The sequence below is a fragment of the Streptosporangium sp. NPDC023963 genome (assembly GCF_040639135.1).
Taxonomy (GTDB): Bacteria; Actinomycetota; Actinomycetes; order Streptosporangiales; family Streptosporangiaceae; genus Streptosporangium.
The window spans coordinates 145,535-168,267 of record NZ_JBEZZK010000001.1 but is presented as its reverse complement, the minus strand read 5'-3'; the positions used below and the strand labels follow the sequence as shown (position 1 = coordinate 168,267).

The 22,733-nt window shown below is 72.0% G+C and carries 13 protein-coding genes and 1 pseudogene; 11 read left to right on the top strand and 3 right to left on the bottom strand.

Annotation, left to right across the window (positions count from 1 at the left end):
• Positions 1–37: 37 nt before the first annotated feature.
• The 3 genes from AB0F88_RS00675 (at position 38) to AB0F88_RS00665 (ending at position 3,368) form a co-directional block, all read left to right on the top strand.
• Positions 38–1,387, top strand: coding sequence for a lipase (locus tag AB0F88_RS00675; RefSeq protein WP_362675828.1), 1,350 nt, complete (start codon positions 38–40; stop codon positions 1,385–1,387).
• Between the two features lie 54 nt (positions 1,388–1,441).
• On the top strand, positions 1,442–2,689 hold the full coding sequence (locus tag AB0F88_RS00670) for a histidine kinase (protein ID WP_362675825.1): 1,248 nt from the start codon (positions 1,442–1,444) through the stop codon (positions 2,687–2,689).
• A 61-nt stretch (positions 2,690–2,750) separates the two neighbouring features.
• Positions 2,751–3,368 carry a response regulator transcription factor gene (locus tag AB0F88_RS00665; RefSeq protein WP_362675822.1) on the top strand — a complete coding sequence of 206 codons (618 nt, stop codon included), beginning with the start codon at positions 2,751–2,753 and terminating at the stop codon, positions 3,366–3,368.
• Between the two features lie 90 nt (positions 3,369–3,458).
• Here the strand turns inward: AB0F88_RS00665 and AB0F88_RS00660 are convergent, their stop codons facing one another.
• The 3 genes from AB0F88_RS00660 to AB0F88_RS00650 form a co-directional block, all read right to left on the bottom strand.
• On the bottom strand, positions 3,459–5,147 hold the full coding sequence (locus AB0F88_RS00660) for a PQQ-dependent sugar dehydrogenase (protein ID WP_362675820.1): 1,689 nt from the start codon (positions 5,145–5,147) through the stop codon (positions 3,459–3,461).
• A 204-nt stretch (positions 5,148–5,351) separates the two neighbouring features.
• On the bottom strand, positions 5,352–7,211 hold the full coding sequence (locus tag AB0F88_RS00655) for an ABC transporter ATP-binding protein (protein ID WP_362675817.1): 1,860 nt from the start codon (positions 7,209–7,211) through the stop codon (positions 5,352–5,354).
• Between the two features lie 260 nt (positions 7,212–7,471).
• Complete coding sequence (locus AB0F88_RS00650; RefSeq protein ID WP_362675814.1) at positions 7,472–8,923, bottom strand: HAMP domain-containing sensor histidine kinase; 1,452 nt, start codon at positions 8,921–8,923, stop codon at positions 7,472–7,474.
• 830 nt (positions 8,924–9,753) lie between these two features.
• On the opposite strand from AB0F88_RS00650, the gene AB0F88_RS00645 reads away from it, so the two are divergent.
• The 8 genes and pseudogenes from AB0F88_RS00645 to AB0F88_RS00610 all read left to right on the top strand — a co-directional run bounded on the left by AB0F88_RS00645 (position 9,754) and on the right by AB0F88_RS00610 (position 22,729).
• Entirely contained in the window at positions 9,754–11,904 is a 2,151-nt protein-coding gene (locus AB0F88_RS00645; protein ID WP_362675811.1) for a BTAD domain-containing putative transcriptional regulator, read from the top strand.
• A 212-nt stretch (positions 11,905–12,116) separates the two neighbouring features.
• Positions 12,117–12,332, top strand: a pseudogene (locus tag AB0F88_RS00640) (helix-turn-helix domain-containing protein); the annotation flags it as partial.
• A gap of 54 nt (positions 12,333–12,386) precedes the next feature.
• On the top strand, positions 12,387–12,944 hold the full coding sequence (locus AB0F88_RS00635) for an AfsR/SARP family transcriptional regulator (protein WP_362677879.1): 558 nt from the start codon (positions 12,387–12,389) through the stop codon (positions 12,942–12,944).
• Between the two features lie 377 nt (positions 12,945–13,321).
• Positions 13,322–13,462, top strand: a complete 141-nt coding sequence (locus tag AB0F88_RS00630) for a hypothetical protein (protein ID WP_362675808.1) — start codon at positions 13,322–13,324, stop codon at positions 13,460–13,462.
• Positions 13,459–13,980 (top strand): PaaI family thioesterase, encoded by a 522-nt coding sequence (locus AB0F88_RS00625; protein ID WP_362675805.1) that lies wholly within the window; start codon positions 13,459–13,461, stop codon positions 13,978–13,980. Before AB0F88_RS00630 ends, AB0F88_RS00625 begins: the two co-directional genes overlap by 4 nt.
• A gap of 26 nt (positions 13,981–14,006) precedes the next feature.
• Positions 14,007–15,410 (top strand): acyltransferase domain-containing protein, encoded by a 1,404-nt coding sequence (locus AB0F88_RS00620; RefSeq protein ID WP_362675802.1) that lies wholly within the window; start codon positions 14,007–14,009, stop codon positions 15,408–15,410.
• Positions 15,411–15,416: 6 nt separating this feature from the next.
• On the top strand, positions 15,417–21,386 hold the full coding sequence (locus AB0F88_RS00615) for an SDR family oxidoreductase (RefSeq protein ID WP_362675799.1): 5,970 nt from the start codon (positions 15,417–15,419) through the stop codon (positions 21,384–21,386).
• On the top strand, positions 21,383–22,729 hold the full coding sequence (locus AB0F88_RS00610) for a cytochrome P450 (protein ID WP_362675797.1): 1,347 nt from the start codon (positions 21,383–21,385) through the stop codon (positions 22,727–22,729). Before AB0F88_RS00615 ends, AB0F88_RS00610 begins: the two co-directional genes overlap by 4 nt.
• The last annotated feature ends 4 nt before the right edge of the window (positions 22,730–22,733 follow it).

Sequence of the window (22,733 nt, the reverse complement as noted above, 5' to 3'; positions counted from 1 at the left end):
GCACGGCCGGGCGGCGCCGGAGGCTGGGATCATGATGATGCCCGATCGACTCTCTCTCATCTTCCGGCCCCGACCGGCCGGTGCTGCCCCACGACAGTCCGGCTCGCCCCGGCGAGGAGTCGCGACGCTCCGCCGCGCCGCGCTGGCGTCGGTGCTGGGGGTGGCGCTGGGGGTGGCGCTCGTGGCCGGTCCCGCGTTCGCCGGCCCCGGCGTCACCCGCCCCGCACTCGCTGGAACGACGCCGGCCGGGGCCGGCCCCGGCCTCGGCGCCGGCCAGGTGGCACCCGTCCGGCTCACGCTGCCGCGACCCACCGGCCCGCTGCGGGTCGGTACCGTGTCGCTCCACCTGGTCGACCGTTCACGGCCCGACCCGTGGGTGCCCGCCATGCGGTCCCGGGAGCTCATGGTCCAGCTGTGGTATCCGGCCCGGAAGGCGGCGGCGTACCCCCGGGCGCCCTGGCTCACGCCCAGGCTCGCGGAGGCCGTCCTGGCGGGTGTTCCGGCGGGAACCGTACGCCTGCCGGTCACGCACGGGCGAGTGGGGGCGCCGGTGTATCGAGGGCGGGGGCCGCTGCCGGTGGTGCTCTTCTCGCACGGCTTCGGCGCCGACCGTGCCTCCGGCACCGCCCTGGTGGAGGATCTCGCCAGCCACGGTTACGTGGTCGCCGCCATCGACCACACCTACGACGCCGGAGCGGTGGAATTCCCGGACGGGCAGGTGAGGATCCACGCGGCGAGCTCACCGCCGCCGGACTTCGACGACCACGACGATCCCGTCGCCACCAAGGCGGTGGCCGCCCGCCTCGCCGACACCCGTTTCGTCGTGGACCGGTTGACCGCGCTCAATCGCGGACGTGTCGTCGACGCCGAGCGCCGGTCCGTGCCCGAGGGGCTGCGCGGCGTGCTTGATCTGTCCCGTGTCGGGATGTTCGGGCATTCGCTGGGTGGCGCCACCGCCGCCGCGACCATGCACGCGGACTCGCGGGTCAGGGCCGGCGTCAACCTGGACGGCGCGATGTTCGGGCCGGTCCTGCGGGAAGGGCTGGACCGGCCGTTCATGCAGGTCGGAAGCTCGGAGCACGGCCGGGGCGACGACCCGAGCTGGGCGGCGCTGTGGGCCCGCCTGCGAGGCTGGCGGCTGGAGCTACGGCTGGACGGTGCGGGCCACACCTCGTTCACCGACCTTCAGGTGCTGCTCCGGCAGCACCCGCTGGGACTGCCGCCGGACCAGGTCACCGGGATGATCGGCGAGATCGACGGCCCTCGTTCGGTGCTGATCCAGCGGGTCTACATTCGCGCGTTCTTCGACCGCCATCTGCTGGGGCGGCCGGGCGCGTTGCTCGCCGGGCCGTCCAGGCGCTGGCCGGAGATGCGGTTCGCGCCGTAGCGGGCCGTAGGAGCGTCCCGCGAGAACGGGTGCGATCATGACGGGGTGGGTGGGATGGGAAACGGACTCGCGGACCGGTCGCGGCGCCGGCGTGGCCAGGCGGAACGCTGGGACCTGTGGACCCGCGTTTCGCTCTCCGGGGCGTACGTCCTCGAACCGCTGTGGGCCGCCGTCATGATCGGTCCGACGGTGGGGCCGGTCGCGCGGTGGGTGATGACGGCCTGCGTCGCCCTGCACGCCGTCACCTGCGCGCTGCTCGTTCACGCGGGCCTGGACCACTATCTGGGGCGTCGGTCCCGGCCGGTGCGGCTGATCGCCCTCGCCGCCGGGCTCACGGTCGTGGGCGTGGTGGCCGGGGCCGTGGCCTACCCCGACGCGCAGCCCGGTCACCCCGACGGCCCGGCCTCGGGCCTGGTGGTCGTCCTCGCGACCGCGTTCGTCGTCGCCGTGTCGTCGGCGGTGCCGTTCCCCGTCACCGCCGGTGTGCTGGCGGCGGCCGTGGCGACGAAGTTCGCGGTGTCCCGGATGGAGGGCGCTCCCGTGCCGATCGCCGTCCCGGCCGCGATCGGCCTGGGCGGCCTGGTGCTCGCCTGGCTGCTCACCTCCCGCGTCTCGATGTGGGGGCTGAAGGGCGTCTGGGAACTGGACCACTCCAGGAAGGTGCACGCTCGGCTGGCGGTGGCCGAGGAGCGGCTGCGCTTCGCCCGCGACCTGCACGACGTGATCGGCCGCAACCTGTCGGTGGTGGCCCTCAAGAGTGAACTCGCGGCACGGCTGGTCGAGCGTGGCCGGTCCGGGGCGGTGGACGAGATGCGCGAGGTGAGCAGGATCGCGCACGAATCGCTGGCCGAGATGCGCGCGGTGGTGCGCGGATACCGTACCGCCGACCTGGACACGGAACTGGCCGGTGCCAGGTCGGTGCTCGCCTCGGCCGGGGTGCGCTGCCAGGTGATCGGCGACGGGCGCGGCCTGTCCGCCGAGGTGCAGAGCACGCTCGGCTGGGTGGTGCGAGAAGGGACGACGAACGTGCTGCGGCACAGCGAGGCGCGGATGTGCACGGTCTCCCTGCGCCGGTCGACGACCGGCGGCACCGATCGGCTCACGCTGAGCATGGAGAACGACGGGGTGACGGGTCCGGAGTCTCCCGACGGCCGGCGGCCGATCGGCAACGGGTTTCCCGGCGTGGCGGAACGTCTCGCGGCGCTCGGCGGGAGTGTCGTCACCACGCGGGAGCCGCCCGACCGGTTCCGTCTCACCGCCGAGCTGCCCTTGCCCGTGGCCGTCCAGGAGGAGACCCGGTGACCGCTGTGGCGCCGCCGCGCATGACCGCCGGGCGGTTCCCGGCTCGGTGGAAGGACGTCCGGTGAGCGGCGCGCCGATCCGGATCCTGCTCGCCGAGGACGAGCACCTCATCCGGGGTGCCCTGGTGGCACTGCTCGCCCTCGAAGAGGACCTGAGCGTGGTGGCCCAGGCGGCCACCGGCGCCGAGACCCTCGCCATGGCCCGCGTCTTCCGGCCGGACGTGGCGATGCTCGACCTGCAACTGCCCGACCTGGACGGCGTGACCGTGGCCCGCATGATCCATGAGGAGGTGCCGGGGTGCCACACCATGATCGTTACAAGCCATGGCCGCCCCGGGCACCTGAAGCGGGCGCTCTCCGCCGGCGTACGGGGTTTCCTGCCGAAGACCGTCTCCGCCGCCGTGCTGGTCGACGTCGTGCGCACGATTCACGGCGGCGGCCGCTACGTCGATCCGCAACTCGCCGCCGAGGCGATCGGCGCGGGCGACAGCCCTCTCACCCCACGCGAGGCCGACGTGCTGGAACTGGCCGCCGAGGGAGCGCCGGTGGACGAGATAGCCCGCAGGGCGGCGCTGTCGCCCGGCACCGTACGGAACTACCTTTCCTCCGCGGCCGGGAAGATCGGTGCCGCGAACCGTCACGAGGCCGCGCGCATCGCCCGCCAGTACGGCTGGATCTGAGCACGGCCCCGGATGCTCGAGGCGGCCGCCGGCGCGGCAGGGCCCCCGCGATCAGGGGGCCGCGGCCGGAGCGGGCCGCGCCGCCGGGACTCAGGTGCTCGTGCACCGGTAGCCGGACGGCGTCTGGACGTCGCCGTTCGGACGGCTCGCCTGGAAGCCGAAGGTGGTGCTCTGGCCGGGGCCGAGCGCGCCGTTGTGCCCGGCGTTCCGCGCCGTGACGGTCTGCCCGCTGACGGCGAGGGTGGCGTTCCACGAGCCGGTGACGGCGTGGCCGCCCGGCAGCGTGAAGGTCACCGTCCAGCCGTTGGTCGCGGACGTGCCGGTGTTGGTGACCGTGACCGGCTGGGTCACGTACCCGGTCCCCCACTGCGTCTGGACGGTCGCCGTCACCGAGCATCCGCCGGGGCCCCCGCCGCCCGGGGCGGTGGTGACCGTCGCGGTGTTCGACACCGGCGAGAGGTTGCCCGCCGCGTCGCGGGCCCGGACCTGGTAGCGGTACGTGGTGCTCGCGGTGAGCCCGGTCTCGGCGAACGAGGTGGTGGCCGAGGTTCCCACCTGCGTGAAGGCGCCGCCGGACGCGCCCGGCGCGCGCAGGACGTCATAGCCGCTCACGCCCACGTCGTCGGTGGAGGCGGTCCAGGCCAGGGTGGTGCCGGTGGAGGTCGTCCCCGACGCGGCGAGGCCGGCCGGCGCGGTCGGCGGGGTGGTGTCGCCCCCGGTGGTGGCCGGCGGGACGCGGACGATGCGGTCGTCCTGCGCCACCGGGGTGCCGCGGCCGTCCCGGTTGCTGGTCGCCACCCAGAGCCAGCCGTCCGGCCCGACCGCGACCGTGCGGAGCCGCCCGTAGGCGGACTGGAACTCGGCCAGCGGCGTGCCGGGCGCACCGGCGCCGGTCAGCGGCACCGTCCAGAGCCGCTGGCCGCGCAGCGCGGCGACGAAGAGCGTGTCGTTTGCCCAGGCCAGCCCGCTCGGCGACGCCTCGGCGGTGGTCCACGTGACGATCGGGTTGCGGAAGGAGGGGTTGGTGCAGGTGCCCTCGCACGTCGGCCAGCCGTAGTTGGCGCCCGCGACGATCTGGTTGATCTCGTCCCGGGTGTTCTGCCCCAGCTCGGCGGCGTACATCCTGCCCTGGGAGTCCCAGGCCAGGCCCTGGACGTTGCGGTGGCCGTAGGTCCAGACGCGGGAGCCCGCGATCGGATTGTCCGCGGGCACGCCGCCGGTGGGCGTCATGCGCAGGATCTTCCCGGCGAGGCTGCTGAGGTTCTGCGCGTTGGCGGTGTTGCCGGCGTCGCCGGTCGCCACGTAGAGCATGCCGTCCGGCCCGAAGGCGATGCGGCCGCCGTCGTGGAAGGTGTTGCCCGGCACCCCGGAGAAGATCACCGTCTGCGTCTGAGGTGCGGTCAGTTGCAGCCTGACCAGGCGGTTGTCCCCGGCGGTGCTGGTGAAGTACGCGTACACCCAGCCGTCCTGGGCGTAGGAGGGCGACACGGCGATGCCGAGCAGGCCGCTCTCACCCGAGGCGCTCACCCCGCTGACGGTGGCGACCGCGGTGGGCGTCTGGCCCGGCCGCACCCGCAGGATGCGTGCGGTGTTGCGTTCGGACACCAGCGCGCTGCCGTCCGGCAGGAACGCCAGGCCCCAGGGCACCTGAAGGCCCGTGACGGAGACCTGCGCCCGGGAGAAGTCGAAGCCGCCCACCACCTGGGCGCGGGCCTCGGGAGCGGTGACGACCAGCGCGAGCAGCGCCAGAATCAGGGCCGGGACGACGCGGGCGCGCATGCTGGACTCCTCGGGACTCCATGGCCGGATCACTGTGCGGGTGCCAGCACCGTAGGCACGCGGGCCGCGGAACCTCAAACACCGCGATCGGCCCGTCCTGACGATCTGGGAGGACGACACCGCGACGGTGAAACTTTCATGTACGGGGCGAAAGTTGCGGATGGATTCCGCGGGACCGGGGGGGAGGCCGGGGGCGCCCGCGGGTCAGCGGTGGACGGCGCCGGAGGTGTCCTCCTCCAGGAGGGCGGCGCCGGAGGTGTCCTCCTCGAGGAGGAAGCCGCCGGACTGGTGGTGCCACAGGCGGGCGTACGGCCCCTGGGCCCGCAGGAGTTCGTGGTGATCGCCCTGTTCCACGACGCGGCCCTGGTCGAGCACCACCAGGTTGTCCATGCGGACGACGGTGCTCAGCCGGTGCGCGACCACGAGGGCGGTGCGGTCGCGCATCAGGCCCCACAGGGCCTCCTGGACGAGGGTCTCGCTTTCGGAGTCCAGCGCGCTCGTGGCCTCGTCCAGCAGCAGGATCGGCGCGTCGCGCAGGATCGCGCGGGCGAGGGCGACACGCTGCCGCTGGCCGCCGGAGAGCTTGACGCCGCGCTCCCCGACGAGCGTGTCGAAGCCGTCCGGCAGGACCTCGGCGAACTCCGTGACGTGCGCCGCCCGCGCGACCCGATGGATCTCGGCGTCGGTGGCGCCCGGCCGGGCGAAGGCGATGTTGTCGCGCAACGACCGGTGGAACAGGGCGGGCTCCTGGGGGACGTAGGCGATCAGGCTGCGCAGGTCGGCCTGGCGGAGCCTGGCGATGTCCTGGCCGCCGATCAGGATCCGGCCGCCCTCGATGTCCATGAGGCGCAGCAGCAGCCGGGTGAGGGTGCTCTTGCCGCCGCCGGACCGGCCGACCAGGCCAAGCTTGGTGCCGGTGGGGATGTGCAGGTCCAAGCCGTCGAACAGGGGTGGGGCGCCGGCGTGCGCGAACGTCACCCGCTCGAACCGCACGCCGGAGTCGGCGGGGCGCAGCGGTTGCGGGTCGTCCGGGTCGGTCACTCCCGGCGGCGTGAGGAGGAGCTCGGTGAACTGGGCGGACTCGGTGAGCACGCTCTCCATGCGACGGTAGATCTGGTTGAACTCGAACATGATGCCGATCGAGGTCGAGTAGTAGCTGAACGTCACCACGATCGCCTCCACGCCCAGGCCGCCGCGGAGGGTGACGGCGAGCAGCAGGCCGACGGTGCTGGTGAGGATCGACAGCGGTGCGATGACGGTGTCCACCCGGAGGTTGCCGTAGTCCCAGGAACGGAGCGTCAGCCTGCGCTGCTCGGCGACCTGGGCCCGGTGCTGCGCGGCCTCGCGGCCCTCGGCGGCGAACGCGCGGACCGTCTCCATGTTGGCCAGCACGTCGGCGACGTGCCCGGACACCCGTACCTTGGCGGCCTCACGCCGGTCCACCAGCCTCTGGCGGCGGCGGATGAGCGGGGCGACGAGGAGACAGGTGACGATGATGAGGCCCACGAGCACGAAGACCAGCATCGGGTGGTACCGCCACAGCACCACCGAGGCGAACGCCAGCGGCACCAGCTTGGCGATGATCGAGAACGTGAGCGTGTCCACGAAGCTCTCGAACCCGCCGGAGAAGCTCAGCACCCGTTTGGTCAGCGAACCGGCGAAGTTGTCGTGAAAGAACGCGGCGTCCTTGGCCAGCAACTCGTCCATGCCCTTCACACCGAGATGCTCGATGCCCCGGGCGTCCGTACGGTTCAGGAAGTGGATGCCCACCCGCCACAGGATCTCGCCCGCGAGCAGCACCGCCCCGAAGCCGAGCACGTACGGCATGAGCGCGGCGACGGTGGCGTCCCCGCCGTCGGCCAGCCGCCCCACGATCGCGCCCACCGCCAGCGGCGCGAGATAGAACAGGCAGGTGTTGCCCAACGCCGGCAGGATCAGCGCGGGCGCGGCGATCCGCCACTGGGTCAGCAGTTCCTCGTTGTAATAGCGCAGCGCCAGCAGAACGGCCGACCTGCGGGGGGACGGTTTGTCTCCAGGGGAATCGAGTAATTCCGGCATGGTCATCCGCCCCTCCGCGCACCCGTGATTATGACAATGGTGGCGCAGGGCGGGTGGAGGAGGCGAATGATTTTCCCGGGAGCGGGACGGTCGAGGCGCGCGGTTCCCGGGCCGGACACCGGGGAAATTCCCCGCCGGGTCACGCCGGATATATCGCTGGTGGGCCGATCGGCATTATCGCCAGGCCTGACGTCCCCCGAAGGGGACTTTTTATGTCATATCTGCATTACCGGGTCTGACGTCACTCGAATAGCACGCGTTTCCCGTCATGCCGCCTCATGCGTACCTGGTGACGCGCTCCTCAGCGGCAGGCCGGGGCCTCGAGGTGGGGTGAGCGCGGCGTCCCCGTGAAGCGGGAGGCGGAGCACGAAACGCGCGCCGCGGGGGCTGTCCTCGACCCGCAGGGTGCCTCCGCTCGTCTCGGCGATCTGCCGGGCGATCGGCAGGCCCAGCCCGGTGCCTCCGGCGTCCTTGTTGCGGGCGGTGTCCAGCCGGGCGAACCGCTGGAAGACCAGCTCCCGCTTGTCCGGATCGATGCCCGGCCCGTCGTCGATCACTTCCAGCACCGCGATGCCGTGCGGAAACCGCCGGCCGTCGTCCTCGTCGCCCGGCGCCCGCCGCACATTGATGACGATCTTGCTGTCGGCGTGCCGCTCGGCGTTGTCGATGAGGTTGGTGAGGAGGCGGCCCATCCGCAACCGGTCGCCGATCACCACCACGCCGGGCTCCAGGGAGAACTCACAGCTGTTTCTCATGTGGCGGCGCATCCGGCACTCCGTGGCGACGAGTTCGGCCAGGTCGATCTCGTCGTGGACGCCCGGGCTCCCCGCGTCCAGCCGCGCGATGGTCAGCAGGTCGTGCACGATCGCCTGAAGCCGCTCCATGCTGCCCAGAACGGTGCGCCCGAGCTTGGTCACACTGGTCTCCTGGGGCGCGCGCAGGGCGTCCTCCACCTCGGCACGGATGGCGGCGATGGGGCTGCGCAGGTCGTGGGAGGCGTCCGAGGCGAACTGGCGCTGCTGTTCCACCGCGGTTTGCAGGCGGCTCAGCGTGTGGTTGATGCTGACGGCCAGATCGTGGATCTCGTCGTCGCTGAACGGCACGGGCGCCCGGCGGCTGAGGGAGGTCTCGTTGATCTCGTCGAGTTCCGCCCGGATGGCGGTCACCGGCTTGAGGGACGCGGTGGCGATCCGGCGGCCGAGGTAGGTGATGGCCACGGTGAGCACCACCGCGGCCCCGCCGACCAGCCCGGCCAGCCGCGGATCGACCCACAGGGGAAGCGTGGGGGTGGCGCAGTAGACGATCCAGTTCCCGCCCTCCCGGTAGGCCCACTGCGCGACCACGATGTCGCATTCGCCGGGAGGAAAGACCCCGCCGCACACGACGGAGCTGGTGGCGGCCCTGTTGCCGGGGGTGAACGTCGCCATGCGCGGCTTGCCACGCATTTTCGGGGTCGAGACGACGACCCGGTTCTGCGAGTCGACGACCTGGATGTGGCGGAACGGGTTCCGGGCGAGGGGGTAGGCCACCTTGTCGCCCTCCACCTGCATGGCCACCCGGCCGCCATCCGCGACGATCTCCGCGGTGAGCGACTCCGTACCGAAACGATGGATGGCGACCATGAGCACTGTGGCCACCAGCGTGCACAGCAGGGCCGCCGTTGCAGCAGTGAACAGGGTGATACGCGTTATAAGGGAAATGGAGTGTTTGACGCTCATTTTTCACTCCCTCAAGCGGGGAGCACTTGATCGATGGGCGCTCAGCGTCGCGGGCGCTGACGGGCCCGGGCCGTTTCTCGGACGATCGCCAGGCCGGTACCGGCGCGGTCGCGCCCGCGGGTGGTGTCCGGCCGGATGAAACGTCCGAAACGGATGGACGGTCGTGAGGGGTCGGCATCGGGAGTACAGCGTCATCACCTCTGTCCACGGCAAGCCCGGCATGTTGCCCAGGTAAATCGGCATCCTTGGTGAGCGCCAATAAGGGTCATCTTAAGTCGATCATCTGAAGAAACGGAAAAGTCACGACAATGTGGAGTGCGGGTTGGTGCAAAACCTTGAATGAATCTCCCTGTGGCCTACCGCTTTCAGGTGGTCCGATTACTTTCCCCGGGCGGACCGGACCGGGAACGCCGGCCGGATCACCGCGAGGCGGGCAGGATCTTCGTCCTGGTGGCCCCCGGTGGACTTCCCGCCCGGCCGGGCGATCCGTCATCCGGCCGCCGGGCCTTCCGGGCGCCGTCGCCCGCGGCCGCCGCCCTGCTGAGGCACATCATCTGACGTCAGCCGGAGGACGCATCGCCCGCAGTGGACCGTGCCACGGCGCGGGGTGACGGGGCCCGGGCCGTCCGCGTGTCCGCCCTCGGTGGGGAGAGATCAGGACGGAGTCAGGCCGGGGTCAGCGGCGTAGGGAAATATGAGGGCAAAGCGCACCAAAAGCAGTAGGGGGTTGGTCACGACACCAGGTCCGCTCACGGCGAACATCCATGTGGGGAATCCGGGGTGTGGCCCTTTGTCTGGGGGAAGCGATGCGGTTTCACATGCTAGGCCCGTTGGAGGCCGTCGACGGCGATCAGCGGCTCGCGTTGGGAGGCATCAAGCAACGAGCGACTCTGGCGTTCCTGCTGTTTCACGCGAACAGGGCCGTGCCCATCAGCCAGCTGATGGAGGCGCTGTGGTCGCTGGAGCCTCCGGTGACGGCGCGGAAGATCCTGCAGAACGCGGTGTGGAGCCTGCGCGGAGCACTCTGTTCGCGCGCCTACGCCGACGAGTCCGTGGAGTTGCTGACCCAGCCACCCGGATACATGCTCCGCGTGAACACCGACGAGATCGACCTCTACCTGTTCAACCGGTGGGTGTCGGAGGGGCGGGCCGAACTGGCCGCCGGCTCGGCCGCCGCGGCGGCCGTACGGCTGCGCGAGGCCCTCTCGCTGTGGCAGGGGTCCGTGCTGGCCGACCTGGTCGAGGCCGGCATCACCTGGCCCGAGATCACCTCCGCGCAGAACGCCAGGCTGGACGCGACGGAGGACTGCTTCGAGGCGGAACTCGCCTGCGGCCGTCACCAGTCCGTGCTGGGCGCGTTGACGGCGATGGTCCGGACGGAGCCCCTGCGCGAGCGCCTGTGCGGCCAGCTCATGCTGGCCCTGTACCGGTGCGGTCGCCAGGCCGACGCGCTGAACGTCTACAGCCGCGTGCGCTCCGCCCTCGTCGAGGATCTCGGGCTCGAGCCCTGCCGGGAACTGCAGGTGCTGCAGCAGGCCATCCTCGCCCAGGACGCCGGGCTGGATCTTCCCGACACGCAACCGCAGGCGGAGCCGATCACGCTGACCACGGTGGACACCTCAACCCCGGCTCCGCCCCCACCCCCGCCCGCGAGGCCGGAGACCGAGTGCCGCCAGGTGAGCGTCCTGCTGGTCCGCGCCCAGCCCGAGCTCGGTGACGGGCACCGGGTGCGCGAGGGCCTCACCGGCTTGATCAAGGACGTCGTCGCCTCGATGGACGGGACCACGGTCGCCTCCATCGGATCGGTGACGCTGGCGCTGTTCGGAGCCACCGGGGACCGTGCGGTGGACGTCCGGCACGCGGTGCGCGCCGCCGCGGCGATCCGCGGCGGTCTCGACGCGGTTTCCGGTGCGGACGGCGGGAACGGCCCGTCCACGCCACGGGTCACCGTCCAGGCGGCGGTGACCACGGGGGAGGCGATCGTCCGCTACGACCCGAACGGAACCGGTGCCCTGCTCTCGGCCGACGGGCCCCTGCTGGACGAGTGCGACTCCCTGCTGTCCCTCGTCCCGCCCGGTGAGATCTGGGCGTGTGACGAGACCAGACGGGTCACCGCCGCGACGATGACCTACACGGCGGTCGGCGAGTCGCCCGCGCGATGGCGGCTCGAGGCGGCGGATCCGCGCCCCGTGGCGCCCGTGGCGCCCATGACGTCCGTCGCCGATCACGAGCTCGAGCTGAGCGTCCTGCTCGGCCTGCTCGAACGGGTACGGCATCGCCGGGTGCCGCACGTCGTGACGTTGCTGGGCGAGGCCAACATCGGCAAGAGCCACCTGATCATGGAGTTCGAGCGCCGGGTCATGGGGCAGCCGGAGCGGACGCAGTTTTTGATCGGCCACGCGCCGCTTTTCGCCAGGGACAACGTGCTGGCCATCCAGGAGGCGATACTGGCGTCGGTCGGCGGTCTCATGCGGGGAGATCCGGCGAGGACGGCGGGAGACAGGGTCGCCAGGGCGCCGTGGAACCTCACGGCGGGCGAGCAGAAGTCCAACAGGCTGATCTCCCTGCTGGGCCCGCTCGTGGCGGCGGATACGGAGCGGGAGCCGCCCTGCACCGTCGGCGACTCACGGGCCGCCGCGCTGCGGTTCTTCGGGGAGATCGCCCGGACCTGCCCGCTGGTGATGATCGTGGAGGATCTGCACCGGGCCGACGACGTCGTGCTCGACTTCGTTCACGACCTCGCCGACCACATGGAGCCGGTGTCCCTGCTGGTGATCGCCACCGCCCGCCCCGACCTGTTCACCCGCCGCCCCGGATGGGGCGGCGGCAAGCGACGATTCACCACGATCACCATGGACCCCGCCGTGGAGACCGCCTCGTCGCGGGCGGAGGAGTTCCTGCAGTTCGCGACACGGAACGACGCGGTCGATTCGCGGAGCTGGCTGCGCGGCAGCCTGCTGCGCAGCGCGCCGTACAGCTGAGCCGTACAGCTGAAGCGCGGCCCGCGCTCGGGGAGCACCGCCTCCGCCCGGTGTCCGGAACGGCCCGGTCCCGATCACGGTCCTCGGCGACGGATGAGACGGCCGGCCGATTCCGAATTCGAGGCTGTTGACAATCGCGACCAACCTGGCCTCCACTTACCAAGGAGTGAACAAGGTGGGAAAGATCGGGGTCCAGGGTATAGGGGAGTCGAATGAAGATAGCTGTGCTCGGCACGCTTTCGGCATGTGAGGCGGGGATATCCTTCATTCCGACGGCGGCAAAACCGCGCCAGGTTCTCGCTGTGCTCGCCACGCGCGCCGATCGTGTCATTCCGGCCGCGACCCTGGTGAAAGAACTGTGGGGGGATACGCCTCCGCCGAGCTTTCAGACAACGCTGCAGACATATATCGCCCACATCCGCAGCCATGTCAGGGCCGCGCTGTTGCAGTCCGGCCAGCTTCACCGTCGCAGTCCCAAGGATGTGCTGATCACCCGGCCCGGAGGTTACCTGCTGGCCCCCACGGGCGGGTCGGTGGACATGTGGGAGTTCGAGCGCCAGGCCTTCGCCGGCTACCGGGCCATGGACTCCGGGGACCACGTGGCGGCCTCGCGGAAGCTGCGGTCGGCGCTCGCCCTGTGGAGGGGGCCGGCGCTCGCCGACATCGGCGTCGGTTCGATCCTGCGACTGGAGATCGAGCGGCTGGAGGAGGCCAGGCTCTGCGCCCTGGTGCGGCGCATCGAGGCGGACCTGCATCTGGGCCGGCACCAGGAGGTGCTCAGCGAGCTCACCGTTCTCGTCCGGCAGCACCCGGACAACGAGAGCCTCTGCAGGCACTTCATGATCGCTTTGTACCGCTCGGGACGCTGCGGCGACGCGCTGGCGGCCTACCGCCGGCTGCGGACCACGCTCGTCCGCGAGCTCGGCATCGAGCCCTCCGCCATGGTACGCGAGCTGCACCAGGCGATGCTCGCCGGCCTGCCCGAGCTTGACGTCACGGAGGTCAGGGCCGCGAGGCCCGGACTGGCCCACACCGGCTGACGCCGGCGGCGTCCGCCGGAAGGCGGGGCTGCACGGAAACACCCGGCCTGGCTCGCTCGCGGTTCGCCGGCGTCCCCGGATCGCGTGGGAGAGCCGGTGATCGCCACGTGAGGCCCCGCCGCCACAGGGCCCGGACCCTGACCGACCGCCTCTGCGCGTGGTCCCATCCTCGCCGGGTGTTCCCCGCCGGTGCGCGCGGTGACTCCCGCCGCCCCGTCTCGACGGAAGAACCTCGTGGACCGCGAGGTCACCGGCCCGAGTTGACGGGCGATGAATGGCCCGTGAATCACAAATGAGTGCCAGGTTATTGGCGGCCGATATTTTCGGAATCATCCACACAGGTGGAACTCGGATCCAATCCATAGGAGAAGCGGAAAATGGATCTGCGACTTTCCGGAAAAACGGCGGTGACCGGCGGGACCGGTCTCCGGGTCGCCGGCGACCCGATCGCCGAAGGCGTCACCTTCCTCGGCGCCGGCCCGAAGGTCGGCCACGCACCGGGGGAGAGCGGGCGATGAGCCGGGCGGCAGGCGCTCGCGAGCACGTCATCTCCTGGGAGGACCCCGGCATCCTCGCCCGCGAGGGGCTGTCGATGAGCGGCCTGGACTGCATGAACGCGCTGATCGAGGGGAAACTGCCGCCGCCGCCCGCGTGCTCGATGATGAACTTCCGCCTCACGGAGGTGGCGGAGGGGCACGCGATCGGCGTCATGAAACCCGCCGAGTACCACTACAACCCGTTCGGCGGTGTGCACGGGGGCGTGCTCGTCACGTTGATGGACACGGTCATGGGCTGCGCGGTCCACACGATGCTGGCGGCCGGAGTGCTCTACTCGACACTCGAGGTCAAGAGCAACTTCGTCCGTCAGGTGAGCGTGCACTCCGGGACGCTCCGATGCCTCGCCTCGGTCATCCATCTGGGCGGCAGGACGGCCACCGCCGAATGCAGGGTCACCGACGCCTCCGGTGACCTGTGCGCGCACGCCACGACCACCTGCCTGATTCTGCGACCGCCGAACAGCGGCAACCAACGGTGAGAACCAACCAGGGGAGTTGAATCACGATGAAGGGTCGCGCGGCGAAATCGGCCGGGCTTTTCCCCGGACAGGGCGCCTTCGACGGCAGGGCACTGCTCGCCGCCGCGGAGCGCTATCCGGCCATCGGTGCCGTCTTCGCGGAGATCGACACGGTGACCGCCCCGGAGGGCGGTCGCAAACTGTCGGAGATCGTCCTCGGCAGTGAACCGGCGACCATGGCGGGGCTGCTGGCCGACGACCACTGGGTCTCGCAGCTGGCGGTCTACGGCGTGGACGTGGCGGTCTTCCGCGCCCTCTCCGAGCTGGGCTGGCGGCCCGACACGCTGGCCGGCCACAGCCTGGGCGAGATCGCGGCGCTGGCGTGCGCGGACGTCTACACGGTCGCCGACGGCGCCCGGGTGATCTGGCAGCGGGTGCGGGCGGTGGAGAGCCTCGACCTGCGCGGGGGCTACATGGCGGCGCTGTCCGCGGACCCCGCCCGCGCGCGGCTGCTCATCGACCTCATCGCCGACGGGTCGCTGGCGGTGGCGGCCGAGAACCATCCGGCGCAGAGTGTGGTGTCCGGGTCGGAGACGGCGATGGACCTCCTCCGGCAGGTCGCCGGGTCGCTGAACGTCTCGTTCGGCAGGCTGGACTCCGCGGTGCCGTTCCACTCCCCGCTCCTGCGGGGGGCGGTCGCTCCCTTCGCCGCCGCGGTCAGGAGGATCCCGGCGCGCGCACCGAGCCTGCCGGTCTACTCGGCGATCTCCGGCCGCTACTACGGGCGGGACGAGGACCTGGGCGGCGTGCTGGCCGCCCACCTCGTGGAGCCGGTGCGCTTCGCCGACGCGGTGCGCGCCCTGCACGCCGACGGGGTGCGCACGTTCGTGGAGTGCGGCGCGCTCGGCGTACTCGGCAAGCTCGTCAGGCGCAACCTCGCGGAAACGGACCCCGTCGTGGTGCCCGGTGTGGGCGACGCGGACCAGTCGATCGACAGCGCCGCCGCGCGGCTGCGCGGTCTGGGCCTGCTGGGCGCGGCTCCGATCATGCCCGGCGGCCTGCTGCCCGACGCGGACCCTGAGCGGCTCACCGCGTTCTGGGCGGAGCGGGGCGGCGCCATCCTCGACCGGATCCGCCAGGAGTTCGCCCAGTACGGCCCGGCCGAGCCCGCCCCGGCGGCGGACTCGACGGCCGACCTCGGCGACGAGCTCCGCGAGCTGTACGCCGAGGCCCTCGAATACCCGGTGGAGGTGTTCACCGACGACGTCCTTCTGGAGGCAGAGCTCGGCATCGACTCCGTCAAGCAGGTGGAGCTCCTCGCCCGGGTCTCGGAAAGGTACGGACTGCCCGCCAGGCCGGGAAACTTCCGGCTGGACGAGGTCGCCACCATGGGCAAGGTCATCGGCTACGTGCGCTCCATGCTGGACGAGCACGCCACGGCCGGGCGTTGAGCGGCCATGTCCATGGGAGAGCTGAACGGCAAGGTGGCGCTGGTCACCGGGGGCGCCAGGAACGTCGGCAAGGCCATCGTGACCGAGCTGGCCAGGCGTGGCGCGCACGTGATCGTGAACTACTTCCACGCCCGGGAGCAGGCCGAGGCGACGAGGGCGGAACTGACCGCCGTCGGGTACCCGGTGGACCTGATCAGAGCCTCCGTGGCCAGGCCCGAGCAGGTCGAGCGCATGTTCGCCACGATCGGGGAACGTCACGGCGGCCTCGACATCCTGGTGAACAACGCGGCCTCCGGGGCACTGCTGCCGCTCGCCGAGGTGACGGCGGAGCACCTCGACAAGGGCTGGGACACCAACGTCAAGGGGGCGCTGGAGTGCGCCCGCCACGCGCTGCCGCTGATGGAACGGCGGGGCCGCGGGTCGATCGTGAACGTCTCGGCCCTCGGCGGTGCCCAGTTCGTCATGGCCAACTACTTCGCCTGCGCGCCGGCCAAGGCGGCGATGGAGGCGCTGACCCGGTATCTGGCGGCGGAGTACGCCCCGCGCAACATCCGCGTGAACACGGCCTCGGCCGCCATGCTGGTCAGCGAGGTGGCCGATCGGTTCCCCGACGCGGCACGGATGCAGGAGGCCGTCAGGCGCGCGACGCCGATGGGCCGCCTCGGCACGCCCGAGGAGTTCGCCGAGGTCGTGGCCTTCCTGGCGGGTGAGCAGTCCCGCTGGATGACAGGCCAGGTCGTCCTGGCCGACGGCGGTCTGTCCCTCGGGACGAGCATGCTCGCCGCGCCGCCGGTGGAGCCGGTCGCGGAGGACGAACCGGACGGCGTCGTGCGGGATGAGCCGGACGGTGCCGTGCGAGATGAGCCGGACGGTACCGTGCGGGATGAGCCGGACGGTACCGTGCGGGATGAGCCGGACGGTGTCGCCATCGTCGGCATGGGCCTGGCGGTGGCGGGCGCCAACAGCCCCGAGGAGTACTGGAGGCTCCGGCTCGACGGCGAGGAGCTGTTCGTACCGGTGCCGGCCGACCGCTGGGCCAGTGAGGAGTTCCACTCCGACGACCTCGCGGCCGAGGACAAGTCGTACCAGGACCGCTGCGTCTTCATCACCGGCTTCCAGCCCGGCCCCGGCACCTTCGACGAGACCGGCGGCGCCGAGGAGCACGAGCTCACCACGGCGTGGCTGCGCCACTCGATGGTGCAGGCGATGCGGGAGGTCACCACCCGGCCGGGCGACCGGTTCTCGTGCAGCATCGGCTACACCCCCGACGGCAACCAGCACCTGGAGGAGGCGGGCGTACTGGCCGCGGTGGCCGCCAGGGCCGAGCGGCTGCTCGCGGGCCTGGACCTGGCGGACGCGGAGCGCGAGAGCCTGCTCGAGGAGCTCGACGGCACGCTCGCCGGACGCTACCGCCGGGGCGCCGGAGCGGATCCGTCGCGCTTCCTGCCGTACCAGGTGGGGCGGCTGGCCGTGGAAGGGGTGCTCCCGCCGGAGACCAGGCTGCAGATGGTGGACACGGCCTGCTCCTCCTCCCTCTACGCGGTGGACATCGAGGCCAAGACGCTGCTCGCCGACGACGCCGACGTGGCGGTGTGCGGGGGAGCCTTCGCGCTGGGACCTCGCGGCACCGTGCTCTTCTCCAAGCTGCAGGGCCTTTCCAAGCGGGGAGAGGTGCGCGCGCTGGACGCCGACGCGGACGGCGTCATCTTCGCCGACGGCGCCGCCGTGGTCGTGCTGAAGCGCCTCAGCCGGGCCCGCGCGGACGGCGACCGGATTCACGGGATCATCAGGACGATCGGCACCTCCTCCGACGGCAAGGGCAAGGCGGTCTACGCGCCCAACCCCGACGGCCAGGCCCTCGCCATGGAGCGGGCGCGACCGGACGGCGTGGACTGGATCATCGCGCACGCGACCGGCACCCCGGCCGGGGATCTGGCCGAGTTCACCACGCTGCGCGGATACCACGGCGACAGGACCTGCGCGGTCACCTCCAACAAGTCCCTGGTCGGGCACACGGGGTGGGCGGCCGGTCTGGTGTCGGTGATCGAGGGCGCGCTGGGCATGCGCCACGAGACGATCGCGCCGCAGTTCCGCTTCACCGCGCCCCCCGAGGACTTCAGGATCGAGGAGTCCGGCCTGTACATCCCCACCGAGGCACGGCACTGGCCCGCGCGCCCTGGCCGCAGGCGCGCGCTGGCGGTCTCCGGATTCGGGTTCGGCGGCACCAACGCCCACCTGGTCGTCGACGAGCCGCCCCCCGCCGCCGCGAGGACGGTCCCCGCCCCGCGCGCGGACCGCGATCGCCTCGCGATCGTGGGCTGGGCGGCACACCTGCCGGGACTGCCCGACCGGGACGCGGTGACGGCCTGGCTGCGCGGTGACGGCGCGGGTCCCGACGCGAGCTTCGGCGACGTCTACCCCGTGCCGGGATTCGAGAAGGTGCGCCTGCCCCCGCGCACGGTGCGGACCATCGACCGCTGCCAGCTCATGGTCCTCGAATGCGGCCACCAGCTCCAGGCGCAGCTGGGCGGAGCCTGGACGGACCTGTCCGAGCGCACCGCGGTGTTCGTCGGGCACCTCGGGCCCACCCGCGCGGGCATGCTGTACGCCAACCGGTGCTATCTCGACAGCATCGACCGCACCCTGTCGGCCAACCCCCGCCTGGTCTCCTCCGCGTTGCTCCCGGCGCTGGTCGACGGCCTGCGCGAGGACACGGGCCGGCTCATCCCGCCCGCCAACGAGGACTCCTTCCCGGGCATGATGCCCAACATCGTCTCCGCGCGCGTGGCGAACTACTTCGGCTTCCACGGCCCCAACCTGGTGATCGATTCCGGCCTGGCCTCCGCGCTGTCCTCCTTCGACGTCGCCTGCCGCTACCTCCGCACCGGAGACGTCGACCTGGCGCTGGTCGGCGGCATCAACGGCAACAACCTCCCGGAGTTGCTGCCCCTGCTGGTCCGCGAGTTCGCGGGCGCGGGGGAGCCGGTGGCCGCGGAAGGGGCCTTCCTGTTCGCGATCACCCGTGAGCGGGTGGCGGCCGAGGCGGGCCTGCCGGTCCTCGGCTGGATCGACACCTCGACCGGCGGCCCTGCCGAGGACCGGGCGGGCGCCGTGGCCGACGGGTCCGTCAACGGCCGGGCAGACACCTCGGCCGGCGGATCCGTCGACGGCCGGGCAGACGCCCGCACCGATGTGGACTGCGGTGCGGGCGCGCCGGACAACGCCCGCTACCTCGGTGCCTCCGGGGGCATGGCGATCCTGCGCGCGCTGCACTCCGCCGACGCCGCCGCCGTGCGCGTCGCCTGCTCCGGCGAGCCGGGGGCACCCGCCGTCCACCTGACGCCCGCCGTGCGGGACGCGGAACCCGTGCTCGCCGTGCGGGACGCGGAACCCGTGCTCGCCGCCGGGTTCTCCGACCCGGGGCGGTACGCCCCCGGCGCCGCCGTGGAGGTGCGACGGCACGTGCCGGAACTGGTGGCGGCGCCCGCGTCCGTGACCGGGGAGTGCGAGCCCTTCCTTCCCGACGGCGTTTTGGTGCTCGTCGACCGGCCGGAACTCGCCGAGAGCCTCTCCTCCCTGCCCCCCGGCGCGCGCGTGGTGTCCTGCGCCCCCCTCACGGCGTCCCGGCCGGGGTGGCACCATCTCGCCGAGGTCACCGCCGAGGCCGTCGACGCCGTCCTGGGCGAGCGGGTCCCCTCGCACGTGCGGGTGCTGGCCGATCTGACGGCCTCCGCGCCGCCCGCCGAATGCGTCGCCGCCGGTGCGCCCGGCCTGGAGGCGCTCCACGAGCTCACCTTCCTGGTGTTGCGCCGCTGCCCGGCGGCCTCCGTCACGACGGTGCTGCTCGGCGCGGTGCCCGGCGGCGTGCCGCACCCCTACACCGGCCTGTTCTCCGGGCTGACGAAGGTCGCCCATCTGGAGTCGCCGGACTCGGCCCGCTTCATGCTCGCCACCGGCACCCGGGACGTCCGTACGGCGGTGCGGGCGGCGGAGCGCGAGTCGGGCACGGAGCGCGCGCTGCCCGTGGTCTTCGACGTCGACGGGGAACGCCGCGTGTTCACCCTGGTCGAGCGGCCGGCCGAGGTGGGCGACGGGACCGCCGTCCGGCTCACCGAGGATTCGGTCGTCCTGGCCGTCGGCGGCGCCAGGGGGATCACCGCCGAGCTGATGAAGGCGCTCGCCGAGCGGTTCAGGCCGAGGCTCTACCTGGTGGGGAGCAACCCGATCGACGACTACCCGCCCGAGGTGTTCGAGGCGAGCGAGGAGGAGTTCGCCGCGGGACGGAAGGCCTACCTGCGTGCCCAGCTCGGCGCCCGCCCCGGCACGCCCGTCGGGGTGCTCAGCCGGGAGTACGACCGGATGGCCGACGCCCGGGCCGCGCGCGGCAACCTCGACGTCATGATCGAGCACTGCGGGCCGGACCGGGTGCGCTACCTGACCTGCGACGTGACCGACCCGGACGCGGTCCGCGCGGCCGTCGGCACCGTTCTGGCGGACGGCGGGCACATCGACCTGCTCGTCAACGCCGCCGGGCGCAACGGGTCGGCGCTGATGCCCGACAAGGACCTCGGCACCTTCAGGGCCGTCCGTGACCTGAAGCTGGTCTCGCACCGCAACCTCAAGCGCGCCCTCGCCGGGCGGCCGCCCGGCCTGTGGTGCAGCTTCGGCTCGCTCCTGGGCTTCTTCGGCCAGCGCGGCGAGGCCGACTACGCCTCGGGGAACGACCACCTGGCCGCCGCGTCCGCCTACGCGGCGGCCGCCGAGGGCGCCGCCGAGGTCACACTGGCCTGGACGCTGTGGGGCGGCGTCGGCATGGGCGCCTCACCCCTGGTCAGCGACTACTACGAGCGGCGCGGCTTCTACACGCCCATGACGGCGGCCGAGGGCGTCCACCACTTCGTCCGCGAGCTGCACACCGGAACGCCGGAGGCGCACGTCGTCTACCTGGGCGAGGCGGAGCGGCGCACGGTCGGGGAGTTCTACCCCGCGTTCTTCGCCGGGCCGGAGAGCTCCTCTCCCTTCTACCTGCGCAGGCTCGTGGCGCGGGAGAGCGACGCGGTGACCTACGAGTGCCGGTTCGACCTGTCGAGCGACGGCTATCTGCGGCACCACGCCGTCAACGGGCACCCCACCCTGCCCGGCACGTTCATCACCGAGATCGCCGCGGAGGCCGCGCGGTCCCTGCGGCCAGGCCTGCGGGTCATCGGCTTCACCGACCTCCGCTTCGAGAGGTTCCTGCGGATCTTCGAGAGCGTGGACCCCGTCCCCAAACGGATCCACGCCCGTGTCGCGCACGCGACCGGGGACCTCGTCACGGTCGACGTGCGGCTGGTCACCGACGTCGTCGCCCCGGGCGGGGTCGTCCTGAGCACCGGCAGCGTCCACTTCAGCGCGCGCGTCCTGCTGGCGGCGACCTTCGGCGTGACGCCGCGGATCACCCCGTGGGCGCCCGACGCCGCGGAGGTGGCCGTTCCCGACCCGTACCACGTGCCGAACGCCCCCGTCCTGCTCACCGGGCCGTTCGTCACCACCGCCGGCACCCGGCTGCACCCGAGGGGCAAGCGCGCCAGGTTCGCGCCGTCCCTCCGGCGGGACGACCCGGTGTGGTCCCGCTTCGCGATGCCGAGCCTGCTCCTGGACGGCATGGCCCGCATGGGCGTGCTGAACCTGATCGGCGGGCACCTGGTGCCGGTGGCCGCCCCCCTGTCCATCCGCCGCATCGACCTCTACCAGGAGGCCAACGACCTGTCGCTGGCCGGCTCGGGGCCGATCGAGCTCTACGCGACGCCGGCCGGGTTCGCCCTGGAGACGGACGGCCCGGTGGAGAACCGCTTCGTGGCCGCCAGACCCGACGGAAGGGTGGTGGCGCAGATCAAGGACATCACCGCGACCGTCCTCGGCTACCTGAGCGTGGACACCGGAGAGTTCCACACACCCGACTCGGCCCTCGCGGCCATTGCAGGAGATGGACGATGACCGCACCTCCCGCGCCAGGGCCGGAAGGTCGCCACCTGATGGGCGCGCTCAGCAGCTTCAAGCGCGACTCGCTGAGCCTGATCACCGAACTGCAGGGATACGGGGGCATCGCCCGCGTGCGGCTCGGCCCGTACCTGGTCCACCAGCTGACCGGGCCGGAGTTCATCAAGCACGTCCTGCAGGACAACCCGGACAACTACCGGCGTGGCCGCTTCTACCAGGGCTTCAACCTCTTCATGGGCCGCGGCATGCTGACCACGGACGGCGCCGAGTGGAGGGCGCGCCGCGATATCAGCCAGCCGTTCTTCCAGCGGGCCTGGCTGCACGGCGCGTCGGGCGTGATCACCTCGTGCGCGGAGGAGCTGATCGCCCGCTGGGAGGGGCCGGCCGAGCGCGGGGAGGAGATCGAACTCGTCGACGAGATGATGTGGCTGGCGATGGGCGTGCTCAGCCGGATGCTCTTCGGCGTCGACCTGCGTGACAGGTACGCCGAGCTGGCACCGGCGGTCCGCTTCTCGCTCAAGGCCATGATCCTCACCGGTGAGGTCAGCCAGATGCTGCCGCGGTGGGTGCCGACGAGGTACCGCCGTGACCTGAGGCGCCACCAGGCCGTGCTCAACGGGGTGATGGACGACGTGATCGCCCTGCACCGCGCCGGCGGCGGGGATCCGGACGACCTGGTCAGCGCGCTGCTCAAGGCCACCGACGCGGAGACGGGGCGGCCGTGGCCGGACCGGCAGATCAGGGCCGAGCTCAAGACCCTGTTCATGGCCGGGCACGAGACGACGGGCTGCGCCCTGGCGTGGACCCTCTACTCCGTCGCCCAGCACGCCGACGTGCGCCGCAAGCTCGAGGCCGAGCTCGACTCGGTGCTCGGAGACCGGGCGCCGACGCCCGGCGACCTGCCCGGCCTGCCGTACCTGCGCCAGGTGGTCGACGAGTCGCTGCGGCTGCACCCGCCGATCTGGGTGTTCCCGCGCGACGTGGTCGAGGACGACGTCATCGGCGGCCACCACATCCCCGCGGGGACGACCCTGCTCATCCCGCCCTACGCCGCCCATCGCGACCCCGGCGCCTGGGAGAACCCCGAGGCGTTCGACCCCGAGCGGTTCTGCCCGGCCGGCCGCGGCCCGGCCAGGTACACCTACCTTCCCTTCGGCGGCGGGGCGCGGCGCTGCGTCGGCTACTACATGGCGCTGCTGGAGATCCAGTTCACCGTCGCGATGCTCGTCCGCCGCTACCACCTGAGCCTCGTCCCCGCCCAGCAGGTGACGCCGGTCGGCCTGGTGTCCCTGAGACCGGCGCGCGGCATCCGCATGCGGCTCGTCAAGAGGGGTGCGTGAGGCT